Here is a 23,588-nt window from a genome sequence, read left to right as displayed (position 1 = left end):
GCGTGGCTGAGGAGCCCACCGGCCAGGAGAAGACCGAAGAGCCTACCCAGAGGCGCCTGGAGGAGGCCCGCCGCCGGGGCGAGGTGGCAAAAAGCGTCGAGATCCCGGCGGTGGCGGTGCTCCTGGCCGGCATCCTGACCCTCTACTGGGGCGCCGAGTACTTCCTGGGCCGTTTTGAGGTCATCATGCGCCATTTTCTGGGCAACCTGGATACCATCCCCCTGGGCCAGGCGGAGGCGCCGGTGCTGGCCGCCGGCAGCTTCTGGCTGTTTGCCCAGATCGCCCTGCCCCTGGCCCTGGTCCTCCTGGTGGTGGCCTTCCTGGCCAACGTCGCCCAGGTGGGCTTTTTTGTGGCTGACGAGGCCCTGACCCCGAAGCTGGAGCGCCTGGGCCCCATTGCCGGCCTGGGCCGGCTCTTTTCCAAGCAGGCGGTCGCCAACCTGGTCAAGTCCGTGGCCAAGCTGGTCGTGGTGGGCTATGTGGCCTACACAGCGGTGATGAAGGCCCTGCCCCACATCCTGCCGCTCATGGACCAGGAGCCGATCCAGATCCTGGCCTTCTTCGCCGATACCTCCTTCTGGATCTTTCTGAAATCAGTCCTGATCATCGCGGTCCTGGCCGCGGCCGACTACCTGTTCCAGCGCTGGCAGTTCATGGAGCGGATGCGGATGACCAAGCAGGAGATCAAGGAAGAGGCCAAGCAGACCGAGGGTGATCCCCATGTCCGGGGCCGCATCCGGAGCATCCAGTACGCCATGGCCCGGCGCCGCATGATGGAAGCGGTGCCCACCGCCGACGTGGTCATCACCAACCCGACCCGACTGGCGGTGGCCTTGCGCTACGACAACCGGACCATGGTCGCTCCCCAGGTGGTGGCCAAGGGCGCCGGGGTGGTGGCGGCCCGCATCCGGGAGCTGGCCGCCGCAAACGGCGTGCCCGTCGTCGAGGACAAGCCCCTGGCCCAGGCCCTGTACCGTCTGACCCAGGTGGGCGATACCATCCCGGCCAGCCTCTTCCAGGCGGTGGCCGAGATCCTGGCCTATGTCTATGGACTCCGCAACAAATCTGCCTAGGGCCTCCAGGCGGGATAGATGATCATGGCCACTTCTTCGGAAACAGCTTCCGGGTGGGATGTCTTCCGGCTCGAGCCCGCCAGCCTGACGATGGCGCTCCTGGTGGTGGCCATTCTGGTGGTCATGATCATCCCGCTGCCCACCCTGATCCTGGATCTGCTTTTGTCCCTCAGCATCACCGTCGGGCTGGTGATCCTCCTGATGGCGATGTACAACACCCAGCCCCTGGATTTTTCCACCTTCCCAGCCCTGCTTCTGGTCACCACCCTCTTCCGCCTCTCCCTCAACATCGCCTCCACCCGGCTCATCCTCCTGCACGGCCACGAGGGCGTCGGCGCGGTGGGTCAGGTGATCAGCTCCTTCGGCAACTTCGTGGTCGGCGGCAACTACGCCATCGGCCTCATCATCTTCCTCATCCTCGTCCTGGTGAACTTCATCGTCATCACCAAGGGCTCGAGCCGGATCGCCGAGGTGGCGGCCCGCTTCACCCTGGACGCCATGCCTGGCAAGCAGATGGCCATCGATGCCGATCTCAATGCCGGCCTCATCGACGAGTCCGAGGCCAAGGCGCGCCGGACCCGCATCTCCCGGGAGGCGGACTTCTACGGCTCCATGGACGGTGCCAGCAAGTTCGTGCGGGGGGAGGCCGTCGCCAGCCTGGTGATCATGGCGATCAACGTCGTCGGCGGCCTGGCCATCGGCATCTTCAGCCAGGGCATGGCCATTGCCGACGCCGCCGCCACCTACACCCTGCTCACCATCGGCGACGGCCTGGTGTCCCAGGTGCCGGCCCTCATCATCTCCACAGCAGCGGGCATCATCGTCAGCCGGGTGGCCTCGGACACCAGCATGGGCAAGGACTTCTCCCGCCAGTTCGCCCTGCAGCCCCAGGCCATGGCCGTGGCCTCCGGCATCCTCTTCTTCTTTGCCCTCATCCCTGGCCTGCCGCATCTGGCCTTCTTCTGTCTGGCCGTGGCCGTGGGGGGCCTGGCATACTGGGCCTACCAGGAGAAGACCCGCCAGGGGGCGGCCGCCGTGGAGGAGGAGCAGCGACGCCAGGCCGCGGCCGCTCCGCCCCCAGGCGCGCCGGAGACCATCGACGCCCTGCTGCCCCTCGACATCCTGGACCTGGAGGTGGGCTACGGCCTGATTCCGTTGGTGGACGAGGGCCAGCAGGGAGACCTTCTGGACCGGATCCGCTCCATCCGCCGCCAGTTCGCCACCGAGATGGGCATCGTTGTCCCGGCCATGCACGTCCGGGACAACCTGCAGCTCAGGCCTGACGAATATGTGGTCCTCCTGAAGGGCGTCGAGGTGGCCCGGGGCGAGGTGATGATGGGCTACTGGCTGGCCATGGATTCCGGAACCGCCAAGAGGACCATCGACGGCATCCCCACCGTGGAGCCGGCCTTCAAGCTGCCGGCCCTGTGGATCGCCGAGGACCGGCGGGACGAGGCGCAGCTGGCCGGCTACACGGTGGTCGACCCCTCGACCGTGGTGGCCACCCACCTCACCGAGACCATCCGCAGCCACGCCGACGAGCTCTTGGGCCGCCAGGAGGTGCAGCGGCTGGCGGACAACCTGGCCAAAACCCACCCCAAGGTGGTGGAGGAGCTGGTGCCCGGCCAGCTCACCCTGGGCGGGGTGCAGAAGGTGCTCCAGAACCTCCTGCGGGAGCGGGTCTCGGTGCGGGATCTTTTGACCATCTTCGAGACCCTGGCCGACTACGCGCCCATGACCAAGGACCCGGACATCCTCACCGAGTATGTCCGCCAGAAGCTGGCCCGCTCCATCGTCCACCCGCTCCTGGACGAGTCCGGCCGCCTGTCGGTCCTCACCCTGGGCAGCCCGGTGGAGGACCTGCTCCGGGAGGGCATCCAGAAGGGGGAGCAGGGCGCCTACCTGGCCATGGACCCCAGCCTGGCCCAGAAGATTCTGGATGCCATCCAGGCCGCCGCTGACCGGGTGGCGGAGAAGGGGCTGGTGCCGGTCATCGTCTGCTCGCCGGTGATCCGGCGCCACCTGCGGCGCCTGATCGAGCGCTTCCTGCCCCAGGTGGCGGTGCTGTCCCACAACGAGATGCTGGCCCAGACCAGGATCCAGTCCCTGGGCACGATCAACGTCGAGCGCCGGTAGGCAGCCATGAAGATCAAGCGCTACCAGGCTCCGGACATCCAGACCGCTCTGGCCATGATCAAGCGGGACCTGGGGGAAGACGCCCTCATCCTCACCACCCGCCCGCTGGGCGGCCGGCACCGGAACGGCCGGGGCCAGACGGGTCGCGGGGTGGAGGTGGTGGCGGCGGTGGATCCGGACGGCGCGCCGGCAGCGCCGCCCCCCCGGCCAGCACCGGCCGCCGAGCCGGCGTTCGATCCCGACGCCATACCCATCCAGGGTGCGGCCGGCTCTGCCCGGGACGACATCCGTATCGAGGCCCAGGACCTGAGTCGCCGCTTCTCGGCCTTCCTCGATGCCGAGCTGGGCCAGCTGCCGGCCGGCCCGGCGCCGGTGGACCGGTGGCTGCCGGGCCTGCCGCCCGCCGTCGCCCCCCGGCCGGCCAGCCAACCGGCGCCCGCCGTCGCCCCCCCGGTCTCTCGGCCCAGCCGGCACCAGGTCTCGGCCTTCCGGGACGAGGTCCTGTCCCGGATCGCCTGCCGGACCCTGGAGCCGGGGGTGCCGGGCCAGCCCCTGGTGCTGGCCCTGGTGGGCGCCACCGGCGTCGGCAAGACCACCACCGCGGCCAAGCTGGCCGCCTGGTACGGGGTGCGGGCCGGTTTCCAGGTGGCCCTCTTGTCCATGGACTGCTACCGGATCGGGGCCACGGAGCAGCTCCGGGCCTATGCCCGGGTGCTGCGCCAGCCCTGCGAGGTGGTGCTCCGGCGCCAGGACTTGGCGCCGGCCCTGGCCCGGCATCGGGACCGGCATCTGGTGATCATCGACACCGCCGGCCGCAGCCCCTACCACCAGGGCCATGTGGATGAGCTGGCCGCCTGGCTCGGCACCACCGGCAGCGTCACCCCGCTCCTGGTCCTGGCCAGCACCACCCGCAAGGAAGACACCGCCCAGCTCCTCACCCAGTATGCCCCCCTGGCACCGGCCGGTCTCGTGCTCACCAAGCTGGACGAAACCCGGGCCTACGCCGCCCTGGGCCAGGAGGTGGCGGCAGCCGGTCTGCCGCTCACCTTCCTGGCCTGCGGCCAGCGAGTCCCCAACGATCTCCTGGCCGCCAGCCCCGAGCTGATCACCGCCCTGTTCACCGAGGGCTGGCCAGCCCTGAGCCGCAACCTGGACCTGCCCCAAGCCGCTCCCTGATCCCGAGGAGGCCTGACCACGATGCCTGCACCCAGCCCCGCCACCATCGCCGCCCCCCTGCCGGCCCTGGCCACCCCGCCAGGCCGGCAGCCCCGGGTCATCTGCGTCACCAGCGGCAAGGGGGGCGTCGGCAAGACCAATGTCGTCGCCAACCTGGCCTTCGTCTTCGCCCGGCAGGGAAAACGGGTTCTGGTCCTGGATGCCGACCTCAGCCTGGCCAACGTGGACGTGCTCCTGGGGCTCGCCCCCCGCCACAACATCCAGCACGTGCTGGCCGGGGACAAGACCCTGGCCGAGATCGTCACCACCGGCCCTGGCGGCATGCGCATCCTGCCGGCGGCTTCCGGCATCCTGGAGCTGTCCGATCTGTCCGACAGCCAGAAGCTCTATCTCCTGGCCGAGGTGGAGGCCCTGGCCGAGGATGTCGACATCCTGCTCATCGACACCGCTGCCGGCATCAACGCCAATGTGGTCTATTTCATCCTGGCCGCGGCCGAACGGATCGTCCTGGTCACCCCGGAGCCCACCTCCCTCACCGACGCCTATGCCCTCATCAAGGTTCTGTCCAGCCGGCACCAGGTGCGCCGCTTCCAGATCCTGGTCAACCACGCCCGCTCCGAGCAGGAGGCCGTGGGGGTCTTCCGCAAGCTGGGGGCGGTGGCCGACCGCTTCCTGACCACACTTTCCTTAGACTTCTTGGGCTTCATCCCGTATGATGAGCATATACCGCGCGCCGTCCGGCAACAGCGGCTGGTGGCCCAGCTCTATCCCAAGGCGGCGGCGAGCCAATCCCTCCGGCGCCTTTCCGAACAGATCCTCGGCAACGGACCCGAGCCCGAGGCTGACGGCAACATCAAGTTCTTCTGGAAAAACCTGATGCACCGCGAGCCGTAGCCCGGTGGGGCATCACCATCCTGGTCGTCCATGCGCAAGCAAGGCTATCCCACGAAGCTTCGGGACTACGCCCAGGTCCAGTGCAACGGCGGCATCGACAAGACCCCGGACCAGCGCTCCGAGCTCATCCTCCACTACACCCCGCTCATCAAGTACATCGCCGCCCGTCTGGCCGCCCGTCTGCCCTCCCACATCTCGGTGGACGATCTCATCTCCTGCGGCATCATCGGGCTCATCGATGCCATCGACAAGTTCGATCCCCACAAGAACGTCCAGTTCAAGACCTATGCCGAATTCCGCATCCGGGGTGCCATGCTCGACGAGCTGCGCTCCCTGGACTGGGTGCCCCGCTCGGTGCGGCGCAAGATCACCACCCTGGAAAAGGCTTACGGCGACTGCGAAAAAAGGCTGGGCCGGCCGGCGGACGACGACGAAGTGGCCGCGGCCCTGGGGCTGGACATGGAGGATTTCCACCGCCTCCTGGACGAAACCAAGTCGGTGACCTTCCTGGACATCGAGATCCTCCGGCAGAGCCAGTCCGGCAGCGGGCCGGAAGGCGGGGACGTGGAGGTGGCCGAGCCCACCGGCGGCGATCCTTTTGCCGCGGTCAACATGAGCCAGCTCCGGGAGCTGGTGGCCCAGGCCATCGACGAGCTGCCTGACAAGGAGCGGCTCACCGTGGCCCTCTATTATTTCGAAGAGCTGACCATGAAGGAGATCGGCCAGATCCTGGGCTACACTGAATCCCGCATCTCGCAGATGCATTCCAAGGCCATGCTGCGGTTGCGCACCAAGCTGCGCCGGCGACTCGGCGCCTGAATTGGGGGGCTTTCCGCCACCGTCATTTCGCCTTTACGAACCGAGAAATCTCATGTAAAACGGGGCTGACTTCGAAAAGAACCGCTCGGGAAGACGATGTGTGTGCGGCTCATTGGCCATGAGCCGTGAATGACCCTTGCCCGGTGGCGCAAGGCCGCTGCCGGGAGAGAGCCTCAGGGGGCGCGTATGCCGGACCAGAACATCAAGATCCTTGTCGTGGATGACTTTGCGACCATGCGCCGCATCGTCAAGAACATCCTAGTGGGCCTGGGCTTCAAGAACATCATCGAAGCCGATGACGGCACCACCGCCATGGATATCCTGTCCAGCGAAAAGGTGGATCTGGTGATCTCGGACTGGAACATGCCGAAAATGACCGGCCTTGACCTCTTGAAACGAGTACGCGCCGATGCCAATCTGGCCAAGATCCCGTTCATCATGGTCACAGCCGAGGCCCAGCAGGACAACATCATCCTGGCGGTAAAGGCCAAGGTCAGCCAGTACATCGTCAAGCCGTTCACGGCCGAGACCATGGCCGAGAAGATCAAGAAGGTCTTCAGTGCCTGAAAAGGCACCGGCAGCCGAGGACTGGGGACAAGACTGGGGCGCCGGCGAGAACGATACCGTCCTTTTTGCTCCCCCGGATGAGCCCCCGGCCGCCCCCCCCGGCGCTTTCTCGGCAGCAGACGCCCTGAAGGATCTGGGACCCACCCAAAGCCCCTACGACTTCTCACCGCCCGGCGACGACGCACTGGCGGAGATTCCGGCCTTCGACGAGATCAACCTGGACGAGCCGGCGCCAGACCGCCAGCCCTCGAAGGGCCTGGCCGCCCAGGCCGCGGCCGCCCCGCCCCTGTCCCCGGCCCGGGACGCGCCTGCCGCCCCGCCCCCACCCGCCTGGCGCCAGAGCTGGACCCGGCTGGCCGACCGCCTGCCCCGGGAGCCTGGGTCGCGCCGGCGGTGGTGGGCCCTGGGCGCCGGGGGCAGCCTGCTGGCTCTGGCCATCCTGGTCGCTTTCCTCCTGTCTGGCGACAAGCCGCCCCCTTTGCCGGAAGCGCCGCACCCGCCCGCTGCCACGGACGTCCCGGAAGAGCCGCCCCCCCACGCTGCTCCGGCCCCGGCCGCCACCCCGCCGGCAGCAGTTGCCAGCCAGACCCAGGCCTGGCGCCTGCCCGGCTTTCTCATCCCCTTCGACGAGGGCGAGGACAAAGGCTTCATCGCCGTCACCCTGTCCATCGAGATCGCCGCCGACAGCGACGGCACGCCCGCAGAGGTCCGCAAGCGCCTCCTGCGGGACATGGTCTACCAGTTCTACGCCAACACCCCGGCCAGCGAGCTCAAAGAGTTCAAGCTCACCCGCATCCGCATGGAACAGCGCCTCCGGGCCTGGATGCAGGCCCAGTGGCCCGACATCCAGATCGAGCGCATCCGGATCGAGCGCTACGAGATCGTCTGAGCCAGACCTGCGAAAGTGGGTCCCAGAGGTCTCATGGGTCCTATGAGACCTGGAGCCCCTCGCCTGCCCGGCGCTGCCGCGGCTCATCCGGCCTCCAGGCCCTGGTCCGGCTCCTGGCGGCGCCGCCCGGCCGGGCTCCCTTGCTTTCCCAACGGCAGGCGGCTATGGTGTGGCCCATGGCCAGAGCAAAGCGCCCTGTATCCAGGCCCCGTTCTCTTGAGGGGCAGCTCGTCGGGCCGGCGACCCGGGCCGAAGGGACGGACCAGGCCGGCAAGCCGGGCCTGCGCCTGGACATGGGGCATGCCTTTCTCTTTGCTCTGCTCTTCCTGGTCCTGGGCGGCTGCCTGTACGTGCTGGCCCCGTATCTGGGCACCATCCTTCTGGCCATCATCCTGGCCATCGTCTTCGGCCCGGTCCATCGCCGGATCCTCCGCCTGGTGGGCGGCCGGCAGGACCTGGCCGCTCTCCTCTCCAGCCTCGGCCTGGTCCTGGTGGTCGTGCTGCCGCTTCTGGCGGTCTTTCTCTCCCTGGTCCACCAGGGGGTCCAATCCGCCAACGCCATCCAGGCCTGGATCCAGGCCGGCGAGCACGAAAAGCTCCTGACCTCGCCGTGGGCGCTTCAGGCCAAGGCCATGCTGGAGCCGTATCTCCCGGATCTCAAGAAGATCTTCCCCATCCTGGACGGCAATGCCGAGACCGGGGCCGGCGCCCTGGTGGACCTCAGCTCCCGGCTCGGCAAGTTCCTGCTCGGCCAGACCGGGGCCCTGGTGGGCAACCTCAGCGGCTTTCTCGCCAAGGTCTTCCTGGTGCTGTTCACCTTCTATTTCATGGTGCGGGACGAAAAGAGGATCTACCAGCGGCTGCTCCATCTCATCCCGCTGTCCGCCAGCCACGAGGAGCAGATTCTGGCCCGGATCAAGACCGTGGCAGGCTCGGTGCTCCTGGGCACCCTGATCACCGCCGTGGCCCAGGGCCTGGCGGGCGGCCTCGCCTTTCTTTTCACCGGGCTGCCCGCCCTCTTCTGGGGCACCATGATGGCCTTCGCCTCCCTGATCCCCTTCGTGGGCACCGCTCTCATCTGGCTGCCGGCCGCGGGCTATCTTCTGCTCATCGGCCGCTGGTGGGCGGCCCTCTTTCTGGTCGTCTGGTCGGTGGTGGTGGTGGGCAGCATCGACAACTTCGTGCGGCCCCTCTTCATGCAGGGCTCGGCCGACATGTCCACCCTGGTGATCTTCTTCGCCATCCTGGGCGGCCTGCACACCTTCGGCATGATCGGCCTTCTCTACGGCCCCCTGCTTTTCGGCCTCGCCCTGGTGCTCCTCTACATCTACGAGATCGAGATGGAGCCTTTCCTCACCCACCAGGACCGCAGCCGCTGACCGGCGGCCAGCCGGCCTGCCCCCATTCCTGCAACAGCTGGAGCCCGCCATGGCACACGTGCTCACCCCGCCCAACCCGGACCCCTTCCTCTTCGACCAGGAGGACCTGCAAGGCCTGGCCGATGACCGGGCCATTGCCCAGGGCTTGCGCTTCTTCAGGGACAATCGGGTGGTGGAGATCGATCAGAGCCAGGAAGGGCTCTGGGCCCTGCTGGAAGACGACGACCACGAGCTGCCGGTGCGCGTCCGGGTCGAGCTGGATGACGGGGGACGTCTGGCCCTTGCCTGTGACTGCAGCCCGGCCGCGGGTGCGGTCTGCCACCATCTGGTCGCCGCCCTGCTCGCCTATGCCGACCAGCGGGCGAGCTCCGATCAGCTGATCTCGGCCGCTGATACCGCCATCCAGGACCGCATCAGGCGCGGCCGGGCAGAGGTGCGGGTGGAGCCCACCAGCGGCGAGCCCTGGCTTGGGGTCTGGCGTGCGACCTCGGTTTCGGCCTTCACCCATTTCCCGCGGCATTACGAGGTGGTTATCCGCTCCCTCCGGCGGCGGGCCAACTTCTGCAACTGCCCGGACTTCGCCACCAACCAGTTGGGCACCTGCAAGCACATCGAGGCGGTGCTGCACCGGATCAGCAAGCACCCGGATTACGACCAGCTCCGGAGTCAGGCCGCCCCCTTCTCCTACGTCTATCTGGCCTGGGACGTGGAGGAGGCGCCGCGGCTGCGCCTGGTCCGCCACGCGGCCCTGGATCAGGAGCTGGCAGGGCTCCTGGACGGGTACTTCGACCCGGCCGGGCTGTTCAGCGGCCGCTTGCCCGAGGACTTCTTCCGCTTCGCCGAGACGGTGGCCGAGCGCAGCGACATCCACGTCGGCGAGGATGCCCATGCCCGGCAGCTGGCGGCGGATGCCGCCCACCGGCTGCGGGCCGGAGATCCGCTCCCGGATCATGGCCAGCCATGGCCGGCTCCCGGGCGTGAAGGCGCGGCTTTATCCGTACCAGATCGAGGGCGCCGCCTTTCTGGCCGGCACCGGCCGGGCGCTGTTGGCCGATGACATGGGGCTGGGCAAGACCCTCCAGGCCATTGCCGCCGCGGTCTGGCTTCAGGAGCACGAGGGCGTGCGGCGGGTGCTCATCGTCAGTCCCGCTTCCCTGAAGCAGCAATGGGCCCGGGAGATCGGCCGCTTCACCGACCTGGAGGTCCAGGTCGTCCAGGGGACGGCTGCGGAGCGGGGCGCCCAGTACCGGCGGCAGGCGACCTTCTTCATCGCCAACTACGAGCTGGTGCTGCGGGACCTGTCGGTCATGAACGAGAGCCTGCGCCCCGACCTCATCATCATGGACGAGGCCCAGCGCATCAAGAACTGGCGGACCAAGATCGCCGCTGCGGTGAAAAGGATCCCCAGCCGGTACGCCTTTGTCCTGTCCGGTACCCCGCTGGAGAACCGGCTGGAGGATCTCTACAGCCTCATGCAGGTGGTGGATCCCCGGGTGCTCGGGCCGTTGTGGCGCTTTCTGGTCGATTTCCACATCACCGACGAGCGGGGCAAGGTCCTGGGCTACCGCAACCTCTCGGTCCTGCGCCAGCGGCTGGCGCCGGTGATGCTGCGCCGCGACCGGCGGCTGGTGCGGGACCAGCTGCCGGAGCGGATCACCAGCCGGCTCGACGTCGCCATGACCGCCAAGCAGCGCGAGCTCCATGACTCGGCCATGAGCGCCGCCGGCACCCTGGCCACTGTCGCCAGGCGGCGGCCCCTGACCCCCACCGAGCAGAATCGGCTGATGGCCGCCTTGCAGCAGGCGCGGATGGCCTGCACCGCCGCCGGGCTGGTGGACAAGGAGGTCGAGGGATCCCCCAAGCTCGACGAGCTGGCCGATCTTCTGGAAGAGCTTTGCCTGCAGTCCGGGCTCAAGGCGGTGGTCTTCTCCCAGTGGGAGGGCATGACCCGGATGGTGGAGGCGCGGCTGGCCCGGCTGGGTCTCGGCTCGGTCCGCCTCCATGGTGGTGTGCCGGTCGCCAGCCGGGGCGCCCTCATGGACCGCTTCCGGGAGGACGACGCCATCTCGGTCTTCATCTCCACCGATGCCGGCGGCGTTGGCCTCAATCTGCAGAACGCCTCGGTGCTCAATCTCGATGTGCCCCGGAACCCTGCGATCCTGGAGCAGCGCAACGCCCGGGTGCACCGGCTCGGCCAGACCAGGACCGTGCAGATCATCACCATGGTGGCCGCGGATTCCTACGAGGAGCGGGTCTGGTCCCTGGTGCAGACCCTCTGGGCATGAAGGGGCTGAGCCGTCTCGGCGCCAGCTCGCCCCTCGCCGCCGCGCCGGTCCTCTTCGATGCCGCCGGAGAGGCCGCCGGCGCCGGCTGCTCGCGGCTGGCGATCCTGGCGCAGGAGAAGCTTGGCGACGTCAGACTCCTGCTGGACCAGCGCCTGACGGCAAGCGCCCTGGAGCTCCTGCTGTCCGCCCTGCTCGCCGCGGCCGCCGACCGGGCCGGGCTCGATCACCCGGTCTCCCCCCAGGAGGCCGGGGTCTGGATCTGCGGCGAGGCCGCGACCTCGGGGATCTTCGATGCCCAGGAGGTCGGGCTTCTCCTGCGCGGGGTGAGCCTGGCCCAGGCTGCCGCGGTGCCGGAGCCCCTGGTCACCGCCCTGGTGGACGAGGTGGCCCGGTTCGTGGCCGCCTGAGCATCGCGGGGAGACGTCGCCGGCACAGGGGAGGCCGCGCCGGGAGCCGGCCGCCCGTCCTGCCTCCTCCTCCGGGCTCCCGTCGAGCCGAGGCCGCAACGGTTGCCGAAACGGGCACACCAGTGAGGATGCCAATGACCACCACCGACGCCCTGGCGCGGCTCCGGGACCAGCTCGACGCCCGGGAGGCCAGCTTCCTGGCCCCGGAGGCAACGCTCAGCAGCCAGGGCCGGCGCCGCCGCCATGAGGGGACCGCCGACCACCGCCAGGCCTTTGCCATCGACACCGACCGCATCCTCCACTCCCTGGCCTACACCCGCTACATCGACAAGACCCAGGTTTTCTCCCTGATGGAGAACGACCACATCACCCACCGGGTGCTCCACGTGCAGCTGGTCTCCAAGATCGGCCGCACCATCGGCCGCCACCTGGGCCTGAACGAGGACCTCATCGAGGCCATCGCCCTGGGCCACGACATCGGCCATCCCCCCTTCGGCCACCAGGGCGAGCAGTATCTGGCCGCCCTCACCCGGAGCCATGGCCTGCCGCCCTTCCAGCACAACCTGGCCAGCATCCAGTTCCTGGAGCGCATCGAGCGCCGGGGCCGGGGCATGAACCTCTGCCTGCAGACCCTGGACGGCATTCTCACCCATGACGGCGAGATCCACGACGATACCCTTTCGCCCATGCCGGACAAGGACTTCGCCGTCTTCGACCAGGAGCTCGCCGCCAAGGCCGTCGACCCCGGTCTCTCCCTGTCGCCCATGACCCTGGAAGGCTGCGTGGTCCGCCTGACCGACACGGTGAGCTACATCGGCCGGGATATCGAGGACGCCATCACCCTGGCCCTGATCCGGCGGGATGACCTGCCCGCTCCCTGCACCAGGGTGCTGGGCGACACCAATGGCAAGATCGTCTACCGGCTGGTCACCGACGTCGTCGCCGGCGGCATCCGCCAGGGCGGCATCGGCTTCTCCGCCGAGGTGGCCGAGGCCTTGCGCAGCCTCAAGGCCTTCAACTACCAGCGCATCTACCTCAATCCGCTCATCAAGAAGGACTTCCACCTCATCGAGGCCGCCTTCCAGGTCCTCTTTGCCCGCAGCCTGGAGGATCTCCTGGCCGAGCGGCGCCGCGCCGCCATCTTCCGGGACCACCTGGACGACCTCGACCCCCTGTACCGGGACAGCCACACCGCCGCGGCCATCGTCCGGGACTTCATCGCCGGCATGACCGATGCCTACTTCCGCAAGCAGGCGGCCGCCCTGGGCTGCCCGCTGCCCGCGGTCCGTTCCGGCCGCCTGCTGCCGGCGTAAGCCGCCCGGGAGTCCGGTCAGGCCCACGGGCAGCCAACCCGCCCCTCCCGATCCAGCCGTTCTCCCCCCGCCTCCGGCGGCCTCCCAAACCTGCCGCCGGCCGATCTGTGCTACGATAGAGAAATGCGCGTCTGTTCTTTGGGATCCCCTGGAGCATGATCGGAGAATCGCCATGCGAAAGCGTCCATGCAGTCCCGCCGTCGTCCTGGTCCTGATCCTGGTCGTGACCTGCCTTGACCTGGCGGGGGGGACGCCGGCCACCGCCGGACCGGACAGCTTTGACAGCAGGGTCTTCCTGGCCAGCTTTGACGAGCTGCCGGTGACCGGCGCTGCCGAGATCCCGGGCGATGGTGGCGACTGGCTGTACACCACCGCCAGCAGCCATCCCGATCCCACCCTGCCCATGACCACCAACGACTGGGCCGGCTGGCGCAGCACGGTGCCCTACCCGGCTCCCCACGATGGCATCGCCGGCTTCTTCTACCAGTACCTCAACACCTACAACAGCGCCCACATGGGCTTTTCGACCTACGGCTTCCTGGAGATCGACGGCGAGCAGGCCGTCCGAGGCCACAGCCTGCGCTTCCGCGTCACCGGCGGCGTCAACAGCACCGGCACGCACGGTGAGCTTGTGACCAGCAAGGAGCACTACCTGGATCTGCTGGCCCAGGGCATCGATCCGGTGGCCCATGGCGTGCGGGTCGGCCACCCCTACCTCTACTTTGCCAACAACAGCCCCGCCAGCGCCCCGGCTCCCTTTCCGGAGGCCCAGGGCGCCAACCGTCTGAGCGTCTACTACCACGCCCCGGCCACCCTGACCAACGGCCCGGGCGGCTCGGGCATGCGGCCCGAGCCCACCGTGAACCTGGGACCGTACAACGGCGATGGCGGCCACTGGTACCACGAGATCTGCAACCAGGGCGGCGGCTGGACCCACGTCCTGGTGGACGGCCACCCCCAGCACAACAACGCCTGGTCGGGCGCCGAAAGCTATCCCTATCCCAGCCGCAGCCTGCGGGACATGGGGGTGGCCTACTTCAACGGCTGGTACCGCTGGTACCTGACCTTCAAGCCGTACGAGGGGATCGGCGACGCGCCGTACGACGTCTGGCTCGACGAGGTCGCGTTCCGCCACGATCCCGAGCCCCAGAACAACGAAACCATCGCCACCCCGGCGGTCACCTGGCTGCCGGCCAGCCGCTCCTTCGAGATCGGCTTCATGGACAAGTACAAGAACAACCCGTACAGCTACTCGACCTACGAGCTGCGGTACGCCTTCGCACCGATCACCAACGCCACCTGGGACCACGCCACCCCGGCCCACATCCTGGCGGATGAGCGCTTCGCCATCGCCGAGCGCACCGACGGCCGGTTTGCCAAGCACTGGCCCTACTACCAGTCGGTGTGGGCACCCTTCACCCTCGCCTCCTTCGCTGACCTCGACCGGCTGACCGCCGGCACCGTGATCCACTTCGCCGTCAAGGACATCTCCCAGATAGGCGGCGACAGCCCGCAGCCGATCACCGACACCGGTATCGGCCGCTGGTCCGTCGGTGGTCGCGACTACGCCGGGCATGGCGACCTCTTCGACTACGCGGGTGATCAGCCGGCTCTGCCCCTGATCAAGCGCATCGATTTCCAGCTCCCCGGGGAGCCGGCGCCGGTGAGCCCTTGGCCGCCCGCCGGCCTCAGCGCCCGAGCGGTCTCCCCCACCCGGGTGGTCCTGGCCTGGACGGATAACGCCGACAACGAGATGGGGTTCCTGGTGGAAACGAAAAAGGGCGGCTGCGCGGCCGCGCAGCCCTGGCGCCGCATCGCGGTCAAGGAGACGGATGCGGCCTTCCACCTCCAAACCGGTCTGCCGCCGGGCACTGCCTTCGCCTACCGCGTCCGGACGTTCAACCAGGCGGGCGGCTCCGCCCCTTCCAACTGTGCCTCCACCGTGACCGGCCGGGAGGGCACGCCGGCCACCCCGCGAGGCCTCGAGGCCTGGTCCGCATCAACGACCACCGTGCAGATCGCCTGGACCGACAGCTCGGCGGATGAGACCGGCTTCCAGCTGTTCCGCAAGGCCGGCGCCGGCCCCTGGACCATCCTCCGCACCCTGGCGGCCAACGCCACCCGGCACCGGGACACCACGGCCCTGGGCAACCACGCAGGCACCAGCTACGCCTATCAGGTGCAGGCCTGCAACAGCGCCGGCTGTTCGCCGGCCACCGCCGCGGCGGTGGTGCCCTTCGCCCCCACGGGCCTCACCGCCACGGCGCAAGCCGGGCAGGTAACCCTGACCTGGACCCCGCCGGCCGATGAAGAGGACGGTTTTCAGGTCTTCCGCAAGGATGGCGGCTGTCGTGGACCAGGCTGGAGCCTTGCGGCCAGCGCCAGCCCCGATGCCGAGACAGCCAGCGACACCCAGGTCACCGGTGACGTCACCTACTCGTACATCGTGCGGGCCTGGACCGGCTCACCGCCGCCGGCAGCCTGGGGCTACTCGCTGGTCACCAACTGCGCCAGTGTCACGGTGGTACCGTGAGCGGGCGGTCGCAGGTGGATCGGCGCCATTGCATCGTATGACATACATTTTTCGCTTGGATGGCTCTCATGCATCCTATAGCATGCTGCCATGCTCTTCCAAATCGGGAAACAAGTCCGGCTGGCGCGCAAGGCGCGACAGCTCACCCAGGCCGAGGTCGCCGCTGCCCTGGGGATGAGCCGCACAACCATCGGCCAGATCGAGAACGGCACGGTGCCCGAGGTGGGCGTGCGCAAGCTGATCCGCTTGCTGGAGCTCCTGGAGCTGGAGCTGCGGGTCCGGCCCGCCGGCCAGCCGCCGACACTGGATGAGCTGCGTGCGGAGGAGGGCCGGTAGGTGGACGCCGTCCGATCCCTCGCGGTCTGGGGTGGGGGAGCCCGAGCGGGGCTGCTGGCGCGGGAAAAGCCGTACGAGTATGTCTTTGCCTATGCGCCCGGCGCACCGGCAGAAAGCCGGGTCTCCCTCACCATGCCGGTGCGCCTCGAGAGCTGGCTGAGCCGCGACCTGCACCCGATCTTTCAGATGAACCTCCCCGAAGGCGCGCTCCTGGAGGCGATACGCCGTGCGATCGCCAAGGTGGTGGGCGAAGACGACCTGGCCATCCTCCGGGTGACCGGCGGAAACCAGGTGGGGAGAAACCGCTTCGCTCTCCCCGAGGAGGGCGTGCCCAGGATCGTGGAGACCCCGGAGTCGCTGGAGGATCTCCTGACCTACCCCGACGCCCGGGAGCTCTTCCGCGAGCTGGTGGAGCGCTACGCCCTCCGCTCGGGGGTCTCCGGCGTCCAGCCCAAGGTGCTGCTTGAGGCTGCCAGCCGAGGCACCCTGGCCGCTGCCGGCTACATCGTGAAAGCGGAGGGCGCGGACTTTCCGCACCTGGCCGCCAACGAGTTCCTGTGCATGACGGCAGCGCGGCGGGCCGGATTGCCCGTGCCCGAGCTCTTCCTCTCGGAAAGCGGCGGCCTCTTCGTGATGCGGCGCTTCGACCTCGACCCGGACGGCGCCCCCCTCGGCTTCGAGGACCTGTGCAGCCTGCAGGCGCTGGGAACGGCCCAGAAGTACACGGGAAGCTACGAACGGGTCGCCCGCACCCTTGGCGACTTCGTCTCCGGCGAGCACCTGCCGGCGGCCCGGGCGCAGTTTTTCGCCACCCTGGTCCTGTCGGTACTGGTCAGAAACGGCGATGCCCACCTGAAGAACTTCGGCGTGCTCTACCCCTTCCCCGGGGCACCGGTTCGGCTGGCGCCGGTGTACGACGTCGTCACCACGGCGGCGTACCTCCGAAACGACGTGCCGGCTCTGACGCTGGAGGGGAGCAAGAAGTGGTGGCCCCGCCGGGTGCTGGAGCGGTTTGCCCGGGCGCACCTCTTCTTGCCGGTGGGAACGATTCGAGAGATCTTCGCGCGCACCGCCGAGGCGGTGGCCGACACCCGGGGACTCGTGCGCGAGCGCATCGCGCAGCACCCCGGCTTCCACGAAGTCGGGGTGGCGATGCTGTCAGCCTGGGAGGCCGGCTTGGCGGATCTCGCCCGATGAGCGCGAGGCGGGGGCATGCGAGCCTCGCCATGCGCGGGGCGGACCCCGCATGGGTGCATTGCCGGAGGCCCCGGCTCCCCCGGGCCCGGTGCGCTGCCGCGGGCTTCACCTCCCGCCGGCGGATCCGGCCGACCCTTCACCCCGCTCCCAGCACTGCCTCTGCATCCTGCAGCTCCTGGTCCCGGCGGTGGTAACCGCACTGGTCGACGAGGACCCGGGCCGCGGCCAGGTCCTGGCCGGCCTGGGCCAGGTCGGTACGGAAGAACAGCCGGGCACGGTGGAGATGGATATCCGCCAGGTGCAGCCGCATCGGCCCCCGCTCGGCAATCTCCCAGGCCTCGTCCAGATCGGCCCGGGCGCCGGCAGCGTCACCGGCGCCGGCGCGCAGCCAGGCCCGGCTGAGGAGGCCGCGGGGGATATGATGCTGGGTGCCGGCACGGCGAAGGCTCTGCACGGCGTCCGCAAGCCGGTCCCGGGCAGCCCGGCCGGCCTCCGCCGCTTCTGCCGGAGTCGGAGCCAGCAGGCTGCGGTACAGGTTGGCCCGGCCCAGGATCAGATGATTGAAAGCCGTGTCGAGCAGGGTATCGTCGGGGGCCCGCCGGTCGAGCATCTGCTGCCCGCGGCTCGCGATCTGCTGGAGGACTTCCCGGTGCTCCGCAGCGCTCCCGCCTGCGTCCTGCGTGGCAGCCGCCGCGGAGTCGGACCTGCCCAGGAGCCGCCGCCAGGCGGCGCGCTCACCTTCAGCCAGGAGCAGGTCACAGTATCGGAAGCCCCGCAGGGAACGGAGCAGCGGATAGGCGGGCTGCTTGGCGGCCTGGAGATCCTCCGCCTCGCGGAAAAGCGCCAGGGCCGCCGCAGGGTGGCCGGCCTGATGGAGGGCATCGGCCAGGGTGGTCCGGCGGGAGGCGCTTTCAGAGGGATCGTCGTTGCAGTCGGCGAAATCAACGGACTTCTCGGCATCCCGCAGCGCCGCGGCCACCTCCCCCAGGGCCAGCTCCAGCTCACTGAGATTGCTTGCCCCCCGGGCTGCGTTGTGCCAGTCCTTCAGCTCCACCCCTCTCCGGAGTCCGCCGCGCATCGGCTCAAGGGCCTCAGCCAGGCGGCCCAGAGCGCGGAGGCGAAACGCCGCCTCGTTCAGAAGCCATGCCTGATGTCTGGGCGAAAGCCCAGGCAGGGTCCGTCCCCAGGGCTGGTCAAAAAAGCAGGCCACGGCACCCAGATCCGCGCCAAAGGCGCCGAGCTGCTTGATGCTGAAGAACTCCCCCCGCCGGAGAATCCGGCTCCGGTAGACCTCGTTGCACGCCTCCTCAGCCAGCCCGGCCCGGCAGCCATGGGCTACGGCCTGGTAGAGGGGCTGCAAGCCGTCCAGGGTCTCCGGCTGCGGGGCGGTGCTGGCTTTCAGATGCTCGTAGAGGCGGCGGTGAGCCTCCCGCCAGCCATCGGGATTCTTCTCCTGGAGCCGCTTGGCGAAGTACTCCCGGACCAGCGGATGGGTATCGAGGCTCAGTCCCCCTGGACCATCTCCTTCCCGTGTGGCGGCGGCGATCAGGCCGCAGTCGACCCGAAGCTCAGTGACCGTGCAGTTCCAGTCCTCCTCATCGATACCGACCAGGGGATCGGTAAGGCCGGGGATGGCCGGCGGACAGAGCAGGGCCGCCAGACAGGAAGGATCTGCCGGCCGGTCGAAGAGACCCAGGAGACGAAGCAGCGCCAGCTGGCGTGCACCCGCCTCGCCGCCCTGGGCAAGCCATTTCTCGTACGCGGCCATGGCCTCGAAGGCACAGCCGCCCTGGATCTGCGGGTTCGCCCGCCCCAGGCGCACCCGATCCCGACGGCGTACGTCGCCGCCATGCGCCTTGGCAAGATAGCTGCCCACCAGACGCAGGGTGAGGGCATGGCCTGCGGTATCGTCTACCAGCCGGACAAGCTCCGCGGCACAGCCGTGCACCCCCAAGCTCGCAAGAAAAGCCACCCCCGCCGCGACAGACATCCTCTCCAGCCTAAGAACCGGCGCGGTCGTGGCGCGGTAGGGCTCGAGATCCGCCACACCCTCCCTGGTGGTCAGAAGGCACAGCCCCCGGTTCTGCCTGGCCAGACTGGGGATCAGGACCTCCAGCACCGGATCCTTGAGCTTTCCCCCTTGCGCGCCTGGCGGGTGCTGGAGGGGCTCCAGGCCATCGAGCACCAACAGGCTGGGGCGCTCGGCCACCAGCCGGGCAAGTCGCGCCCCCTTGTCCCATGGCGAGGCGGCACTGCGGGCCAGACCCGGGTCGCCGAAGAAATCCAGGGCCGCCGCCGTGAAGGTGTCCGCCGATGCCTCACCCTGTTCCTGGGGAGCCGGCCGGCAAAACGTCCAATCGAAGACCCGCTCGAAGCCCGGCCAGCCGGCAGCAGCGCGCCGGTTCATCCATTCCACGACCAGGGCGGTCTTCCCGGCCCCACCCCAGGCCACCAGGGAGAGGACATGGATGGCCGGGTCCTCCCAGGCCCGGTCCAGGAAGGCCAGCTCCTCATCCCGGCCGAACAGCCGCTCGGCGCCTTGGCGCAGGCGGGGAGGGGCGACCAGGCACTCGTGGGCAAGCTCCACGGCCGGCTTCGAGGCCTTGTGCGGCGGGAGATAGCGGTCCACCAGCTCGTCCACATCCCGCTCAAAGGCATCGTGGCGGACACAGCAGACCTGCAGATCCAGGACTCCCTGCATGCATTCCGGGCAGTGCTGCCGCAGCTCGCCCAGATCCACGGACTCCTCCCGCACCGGCACAATGTTCCGGCAGGAGGCCAAGGCGAGCGCGAGCTCCCGCCGCAGCCAGTCGGCCTCGTCGGCGCACCGATCCAGGGCGCCGGGGGTCAGGATCAGCAGGAAGTGGGCGCGGCCCCGGATCTCCGGCTCAATCTGGGCCTGCCAACGGCCGGCATCCATGTCGTCCACATCCAGGAAGGCGTCGTAGCCCCGGTGCTTCAGCTCCTGCTTGAGCGCCCGGGCGAAGGGCTTGCCAGAGGCGTCCCGGCGGTAGCTGATGAAGACGGTTTTGGCGCTCATGGTCTTTGACTCCCAGGGCATCCGGACGGGGCAGAAGGGGCCGGCATGTGCCTCTTTTGGCATGGCAAGTCCGAAAGAACCGGAGTTACCATGCTGATTTTGCATGCTCTGAATGGCCGCGGGCCAGCCCAGGAGACCGGTCATGAGTGAGAATCCCCGGCTACCCGGAGAGAGTGGCCGGGGGCCCGTTCCCGGATGGACCGGGTGCCCCGCCTTGCCCAGAGGGCTCCCGACGGGTCCTCGCGTGGGGGCCTGCTGTTCCAGCATCTGGTTGCAGTGGCGGCCAGTTTAAGGCGTCAACTGGCGGCGGACGCAAAAGCCTCCGCTCGGCAATGGATCCCCAGGGTAAGATCGAGAACGGTCTTCAGCTCCCCGAGGTGAGCCAGGAAGACCCGGGAGACCTCGCCGGCCGGCAGGCGGGCGGCATACTCTGCCAACTGCTCTTCCAGCCAACTGGCCCACTGCCGGTCATCCTCGAAGGCGGCCCCGGCCATGATGAGAATCCGTAGCCCGGCGATGGCGCCGGCTGCGGTCCTCATCTCCGGCGCCCACAGAACGATCTTGGCGCCGAGCAGACGAGCGAGATCGATATCCGGGTGAGCGGCAGAAATGGCACAGGCATAGGCAAGCAGGGATACGAGCTTCTTGCGAGCCTCCTTGTCTTCTGGGAAACGCAGTCCCTCGCTCACGAAACGGATCCTTGCAAGGACCTCTTCGCCCAGATCGAAGAGCTGTGCCCCGTGGGCCCACCCGGGAAAGAATACTCCGAGCGGGTCTTCGCCCAGCTCGGCCGCGAACGCGGAGGCGTCGTCCGCGGACACGAGGCGTCCCCCCATCTGTCTTGGACGCAGGTGGCCGTCAAGAGGGCCCGGCATGAAACAGAATGGCCGCGCACCTGCGGTCAGGACTTGGTCAATCTCCCCGGTCATCGGCATCCGATCCCCGTGGTGGGTTCGAAGCATTGTCAGACGCCCGACGATCTCATGACGCAAGGACAACCGCGTCATACCTGCAGCCCAAAGCATCGGCTCGCGGCGCAGGTCGAGGAGCTGTGCATACTGTCCGGCAGGCCTCATGCATGAGTCCGCCCAGTCGCGAAACGTGTCCAACTTGACCACATAGTCCAATGTCACCCGCGCAAGAAATCCCGCATGCATCCAGGCACAGAGGCGCTTCCAGAACGGCGGTCGCCGCGTCGCCCAGTCCTCTCGTGTGTTGAGATGGTTAAGAGTGAGCTCCGCGAGCAACGGCAAGAACTCATAAGTGTCGATGCCATCCGGCCGGGGGAAAGTATCTTGAAGCAGCCGGGCTGTTGCATTCCGGGCGAGGTCGCGGAAGCGCTTGTCGTGATGCCGATAGAGGGCGACGTCCAGAGCGCCAAGAAGCGAGAAAGGGTCATCGGTGGGACTGCAGAGGGTCAGGGCGTCCCACAGAAGGTCATCGGGAACGTCCTCGACCCATTGCCCAGGACACTGATCATTTCGAAGAGCGCCCAGCAGGCAAATCTCCAGACCGCGCGCGAGATCGCGGCGGAGGAGCTTTCTGCGGTACAGCGGCAGATCCACCCGCAGGTAATCTTCGGGAGGTGTGGCGTCCGGAGCAGGGCCGCAGAGCTTCTCGTAGTATGCCAGGCGATCCGGAATCAGTGCTGGGCGACCGGTCTTCCCGGTCCGGAAGGCCTCGGCAATGCGTCGATGAATCGCCTCCACCCCGCCCGCAAGCTCTCCCACGAGCGCCGCTGCATCATGGTCGGCAAGCTCGCGAGCAGCAGCAGCCGTCCGAAGGGTGGCGAGGTCGACTGTTGGCCCCACCGCATCCTGCACGTTGTCAACTGCGGCCAGCCGCTTGCTGGAGTCAGGGGAGAACACTGCCAAGTAGGGAAGGCGGACCCAATCGGGATGCTCGGCACGTTCTGGGATGTCCCTCAGGATGACCTCACCGTCTTCCAGCACCATGCGAAGGTTTCGCCCATGCCGGTCGACCAGCCGGCGTTCGCGTCTATCTGCCCAGGTCTCCCGGGCTGTCTGGAAAAGAGCTCCCTGGTCGATGGGACAGCCGGCGATCGTAACAACCGCCCCACCGGGTGGCCCGAACTGGCCCCAGAACGTATCGTCGTCCAGCACGCGGGTGCGAATGGGGTTGGGAAGACGATGGCAAAGGAGCTCAGCCGTTTCCTTCTGTTGTCTGTCTTGCGATCTCATCGCTCAGTCTCTCGATCCAGTTCTCGGTTTGTCTCACCGTTGGCTCCAGCAGTCCCGAATTCGCCGGGAGGAGGGGCTCGAGCACAACGGCCTCCACCCATTGCTTGGCGGCGGTGTGACGTTCCCCCTCAAGGGCTGCCGAAAGGTGCAGCAGTCGCTTGATGTGCACAGCCAACGCCTCCGGCAGGGGCAGGAGCCCCTCCTGCCCCTGAGCTGTGTGCGCCCAGTCCAGGGGGGAGGGGGCGAGGTTGCGCCACACCCAGTCGCAGAGCTGGACGGCATGATCCACCGGGACTGACTGGTCACGCCAGAGCCGCCAGATGACCGCGAGACAAACGATACGAAGCCCATCGAGGAAACAGGTCTCCGCCGGCTGCTGCAGGGCGGCCAGACTCCGCACCCGCATGAGGGATTGGCGTATCACCCTCATCTCGACGGTCTCCACCAGCACACCCTCATCGTTGAACCGCGCCTTCCGCAGGCGAGCCTCAAGCTCGTCCGGCTCCACCGGCACCAGGAAGAACCCGCCGGTGCGCAGGCGGTGGAGCTTCTCCCAGCGCTGCTTCCGGGTGATGATCTTCCGGTCTTCCAGATGCGCAAGAAGGTCCAGGGTGCACAGAATGGGCAAGTTCTGGCCCTGCTCACTGACAACGAACGGATACTTGTTCAGGAAGCGGTCGTCGAAGAACACCACATCGCAAGCGGCCTGGTCCGCCCGCAGCCATGCCAACGCCGAATCCTGGGCGACCTGTTCTTGACGCTGGCCAGCCTCTTCCCCCAGCCTGTAAGGCAGGAAGACGGCCTTGCCTTCCTCGATCGCATTCCGCAACAGCACCCGGATCTTGTCCAACAACTTGACCGTCTCCTGCCCTTTGTGGCCTGCGGCGATCAGCTCACGCTGGCGCTCCTGGGTTGAGGGATGGACCCGGATTTCCAGCCCGCAGCTGCAGACCTCTTCCAGCACGCCGGCTGCCTGCAAATAGGTGAGGCTGAGCTCATCCAGGTAGATCGGACCATCCCACCTGATGTCGGGGGCGACGCTGTGCCATATGCCCCGTTGGCGGAAAGAGCGCTCGGCCGTTTGTATCGTGTCGGCGGCCAGGTGGCCATTCTCCGCCAGCCCGCTGAGAAGAGCCGCGGTGGAAGCGACCAGCGCTGCGTACTCGCCCAGGTCGGCGCACTCGCCGGAGAAGGTGGCCAACTTCTCGACCGGCAGTGTATTACCGCCGACCTGAAACCCCGCAGGTTTTGCCGGTGAGAAAGTCGGCAGCCTTGGGCGGCTGAAAAGGCCGCAGGTTCTTCTTCCCGCCCTTCCGTCCTTACCTTCCCTGGTTTTTCTTCCC

Annotated in this window: 18 protein-coding genes; 15 read left to right on the top strand and 3 right to left on the bottom strand. The window is 68.1% G+C overall.

All coding sequences use genetic code 11. The features are described from left to right. The first annotated feature begins 2 nt into the window (after positions 1 to 2). From flhB to AB1634_06720, 15 genes are all read left to right on the top strand, one after another. Entirely contained in the window at positions 3 to 1,073 is a 1,071-nt protein-coding gene (gene flhB / locus AB1634_06790; protein MEW6219231.1) for a flagellar biosynthesis protein FlhB, read from the top strand. A 24-nt stretch (positions 1,074 to 1,097) separates the two neighbouring features. Then, positions 1,098 to 3,209 (top strand): flagellar biosynthesis protein FlhA, encoded by a 2,112-nt coding sequence (flhA, locus tag AB1634_06785; GenBank protein MEW6219230.1) that lies wholly within the window; start codon positions 1,098 to 1,100, stop codon positions 3,207 to 3,209. Positions 3,210 to 3,215: 6 nt separating this feature from the next. Continuing rightward, on the top strand, positions 3,216 to 4,385 hold the full coding sequence (locus AB1634_06780; protein MEW6219229.1) for a flagellar biosynthesis protein FlhF: 1,170 nt from the start codon (positions 3,216 to 3,218) through the stop codon (positions 4,383 to 4,385). A gap of 21 nt (positions 4,386 to 4,406) precedes the next feature. Then, positions 4,407 to 5,279, top strand: a complete 873-nt coding sequence (locus AB1634_06775) for a MinD/ParA family protein (GenBank protein MEW6219228.1) — start codon at positions 4,407 to 4,409, stop codon at positions 5,277 to 5,279. A gap of 30 nt (positions 5,280 to 5,309) precedes the next feature. Next, positions 5,310 to 6,098: a FliA/WhiG family RNA polymerase sigma factor gene (locus AB1634_06770; protein MEW6219227.1), complete on the top strand. Its 789-nt coding sequence runs from the start codon at positions 5,310 to 5,312 to the stop codon at positions 6,096 to 6,098. Positions 6,099 to 6,284: 186 nt separating this feature from the next. Continuing rightward, the gene (locus AB1634_06765; protein ID MEW6219226.1) at positions 6,285 to 6,665 is read left to right on the top strand and encodes a response regulator; all 381 of its coding nucleotides are present in this window, start codon (positions 6,285 to 6,287) and stop codon (positions 6,663 to 6,665) included. Beyond that, positions 6,658 to 7,554, top strand: a complete 897-nt coding sequence (locus AB1634_06760) for a hypothetical protein (protein ID MEW6219225.1) — start codon at positions 6,658 to 6,660, stop codon at positions 7,552 to 7,554. The genes AB1634_06765 and AB1634_06760 overlap by 8 nt, the downstream gene beginning before the upstream one ends. Before the next feature lie 176 nt (positions 7,555 to 7,730). Continuing rightward, positions 7,731 to 8,933, top strand: coding sequence for an AI-2E family transporter (locus tag AB1634_06755; protein ID MEW6219224.1), 1,203 nt, complete (start codon positions 7,731 to 7,733; stop codon positions 8,931 to 8,933). A 49-nt stretch (positions 8,934 to 8,982) separates the two neighbouring features. Continuing rightward, positions 8,983 to 9,990, top strand: a complete 1,008-nt coding sequence (locus AB1634_06750; GenBank protein ID MEW6219223.1) for a hypothetical protein — start codon at positions 8,983 to 8,985, stop codon at positions 9,988 to 9,990. Beyond that, on the top strand, positions 9,884 to 11,218 hold the full coding sequence (locus tag AB1634_06745) for a DEAD/DEAH box helicase (protein ID MEW6219222.1): 1,335 nt from the start codon (positions 9,884 to 9,886) through the stop codon (positions 11,216 to 11,218). The genes AB1634_06750 and AB1634_06745 overlap by 107 nt, the downstream gene beginning before the upstream one ends. Next, positions 11,215 to 11,625 (top strand): hypothetical protein, encoded by a 411-nt coding sequence (locus AB1634_06740; protein MEW6219221.1) that lies wholly within the window; start codon positions 11,215 to 11,217, stop codon positions 11,623 to 11,625. The genes AB1634_06745 and AB1634_06740 overlap by 4 nt, the downstream gene beginning before the upstream one ends. Positions 11,626 to 11,759: 134 nt before the next feature. After that, entirely contained in the window at positions 11,760 to 12,938 is a 1,179-nt protein-coding gene (locus AB1634_06735; GenBank protein MEW6219220.1) for an HD domain-containing protein, read from the top strand. A gap of 172 nt (positions 12,939 to 13,110) precedes the next feature. Beyond that, positions 13,111 to 15,471, top strand: a complete 2,361-nt coding sequence (locus AB1634_06730; GenBank protein MEW6219219.1) for a fibronectin type III domain-containing protein — start codon at positions 13,111 to 13,113, stop codon at positions 15,469 to 15,471. Positions 15,472 to 15,561: 90 nt separating this feature from the next. Next, complete coding sequence (locus AB1634_06725; GenBank protein ID MEW6219218.1) at positions 15,562 to 15,807, top strand: helix-turn-helix transcriptional regulator; 246 nt, start codon at positions 15,562 to 15,564, stop codon at positions 15,805 to 15,807. Then, positions 15,808 to 17,004 carry a type II toxin-antitoxin system HipA family toxin gene (locus AB1634_06720; GenBank protein MEW6219217.1) on the top strand — a complete coding sequence of 399 codons (1,197 nt, stop codon included), beginning with the start codon at positions 15,808 to 15,810 and terminating at the stop codon, positions 17,002 to 17,004. A 136-nt stretch (positions 17,005 to 17,140) separates the two neighbouring features. Here the strand turns inward: AB1634_06720 and AB1634_06715 are convergent, their stop codons facing one another. From AB1634_06715 to AB1634_06705, 3 genes are all read right to left on the bottom strand, one after another. After that, positions 17,141 to 20,044, bottom strand: coding sequence for a toll/interleukin-1 receptor domain-containing protein (locus AB1634_06715; protein MEW6219216.1), 2,904 nt, complete (start codon positions 20,042 to 20,044; stop codon positions 17,141 to 17,143). A gap of 296 nt (positions 20,045 to 20,340) precedes the next feature. Further along, positions 20,341 to 22,245 (bottom strand): hypothetical protein, encoded by a 1,905-nt coding sequence (locus AB1634_06710; GenBank protein MEW6219215.1) that lies wholly within the window; start codon positions 22,243 to 22,245, stop codon positions 20,341 to 20,343. Continuing rightward, the coding region (locus tag AB1634_06705; GenBank protein MEW6219214.1) for a hypothetical protein at positions 22,208 to 23,588 on the bottom strand (1,381 nt) is incomplete at its 5' end. The genes AB1634_06705 and AB1634_06710, both read right to left, overlap by 38 nt.

Source organism: Thermodesulfobacteriota bacterium (assembly GCA_040755095.1).
Taxonomy (GTDB): Bacteria; Desulfobacterota; Desulfobulbia; order Desulfobulbales; family JBFMBH01; genus JBFMBH01.
Note: the sequence above shows the minus strand (reverse complement) of the source record. Positions and strands in the feature narration are given on the sequence as shown.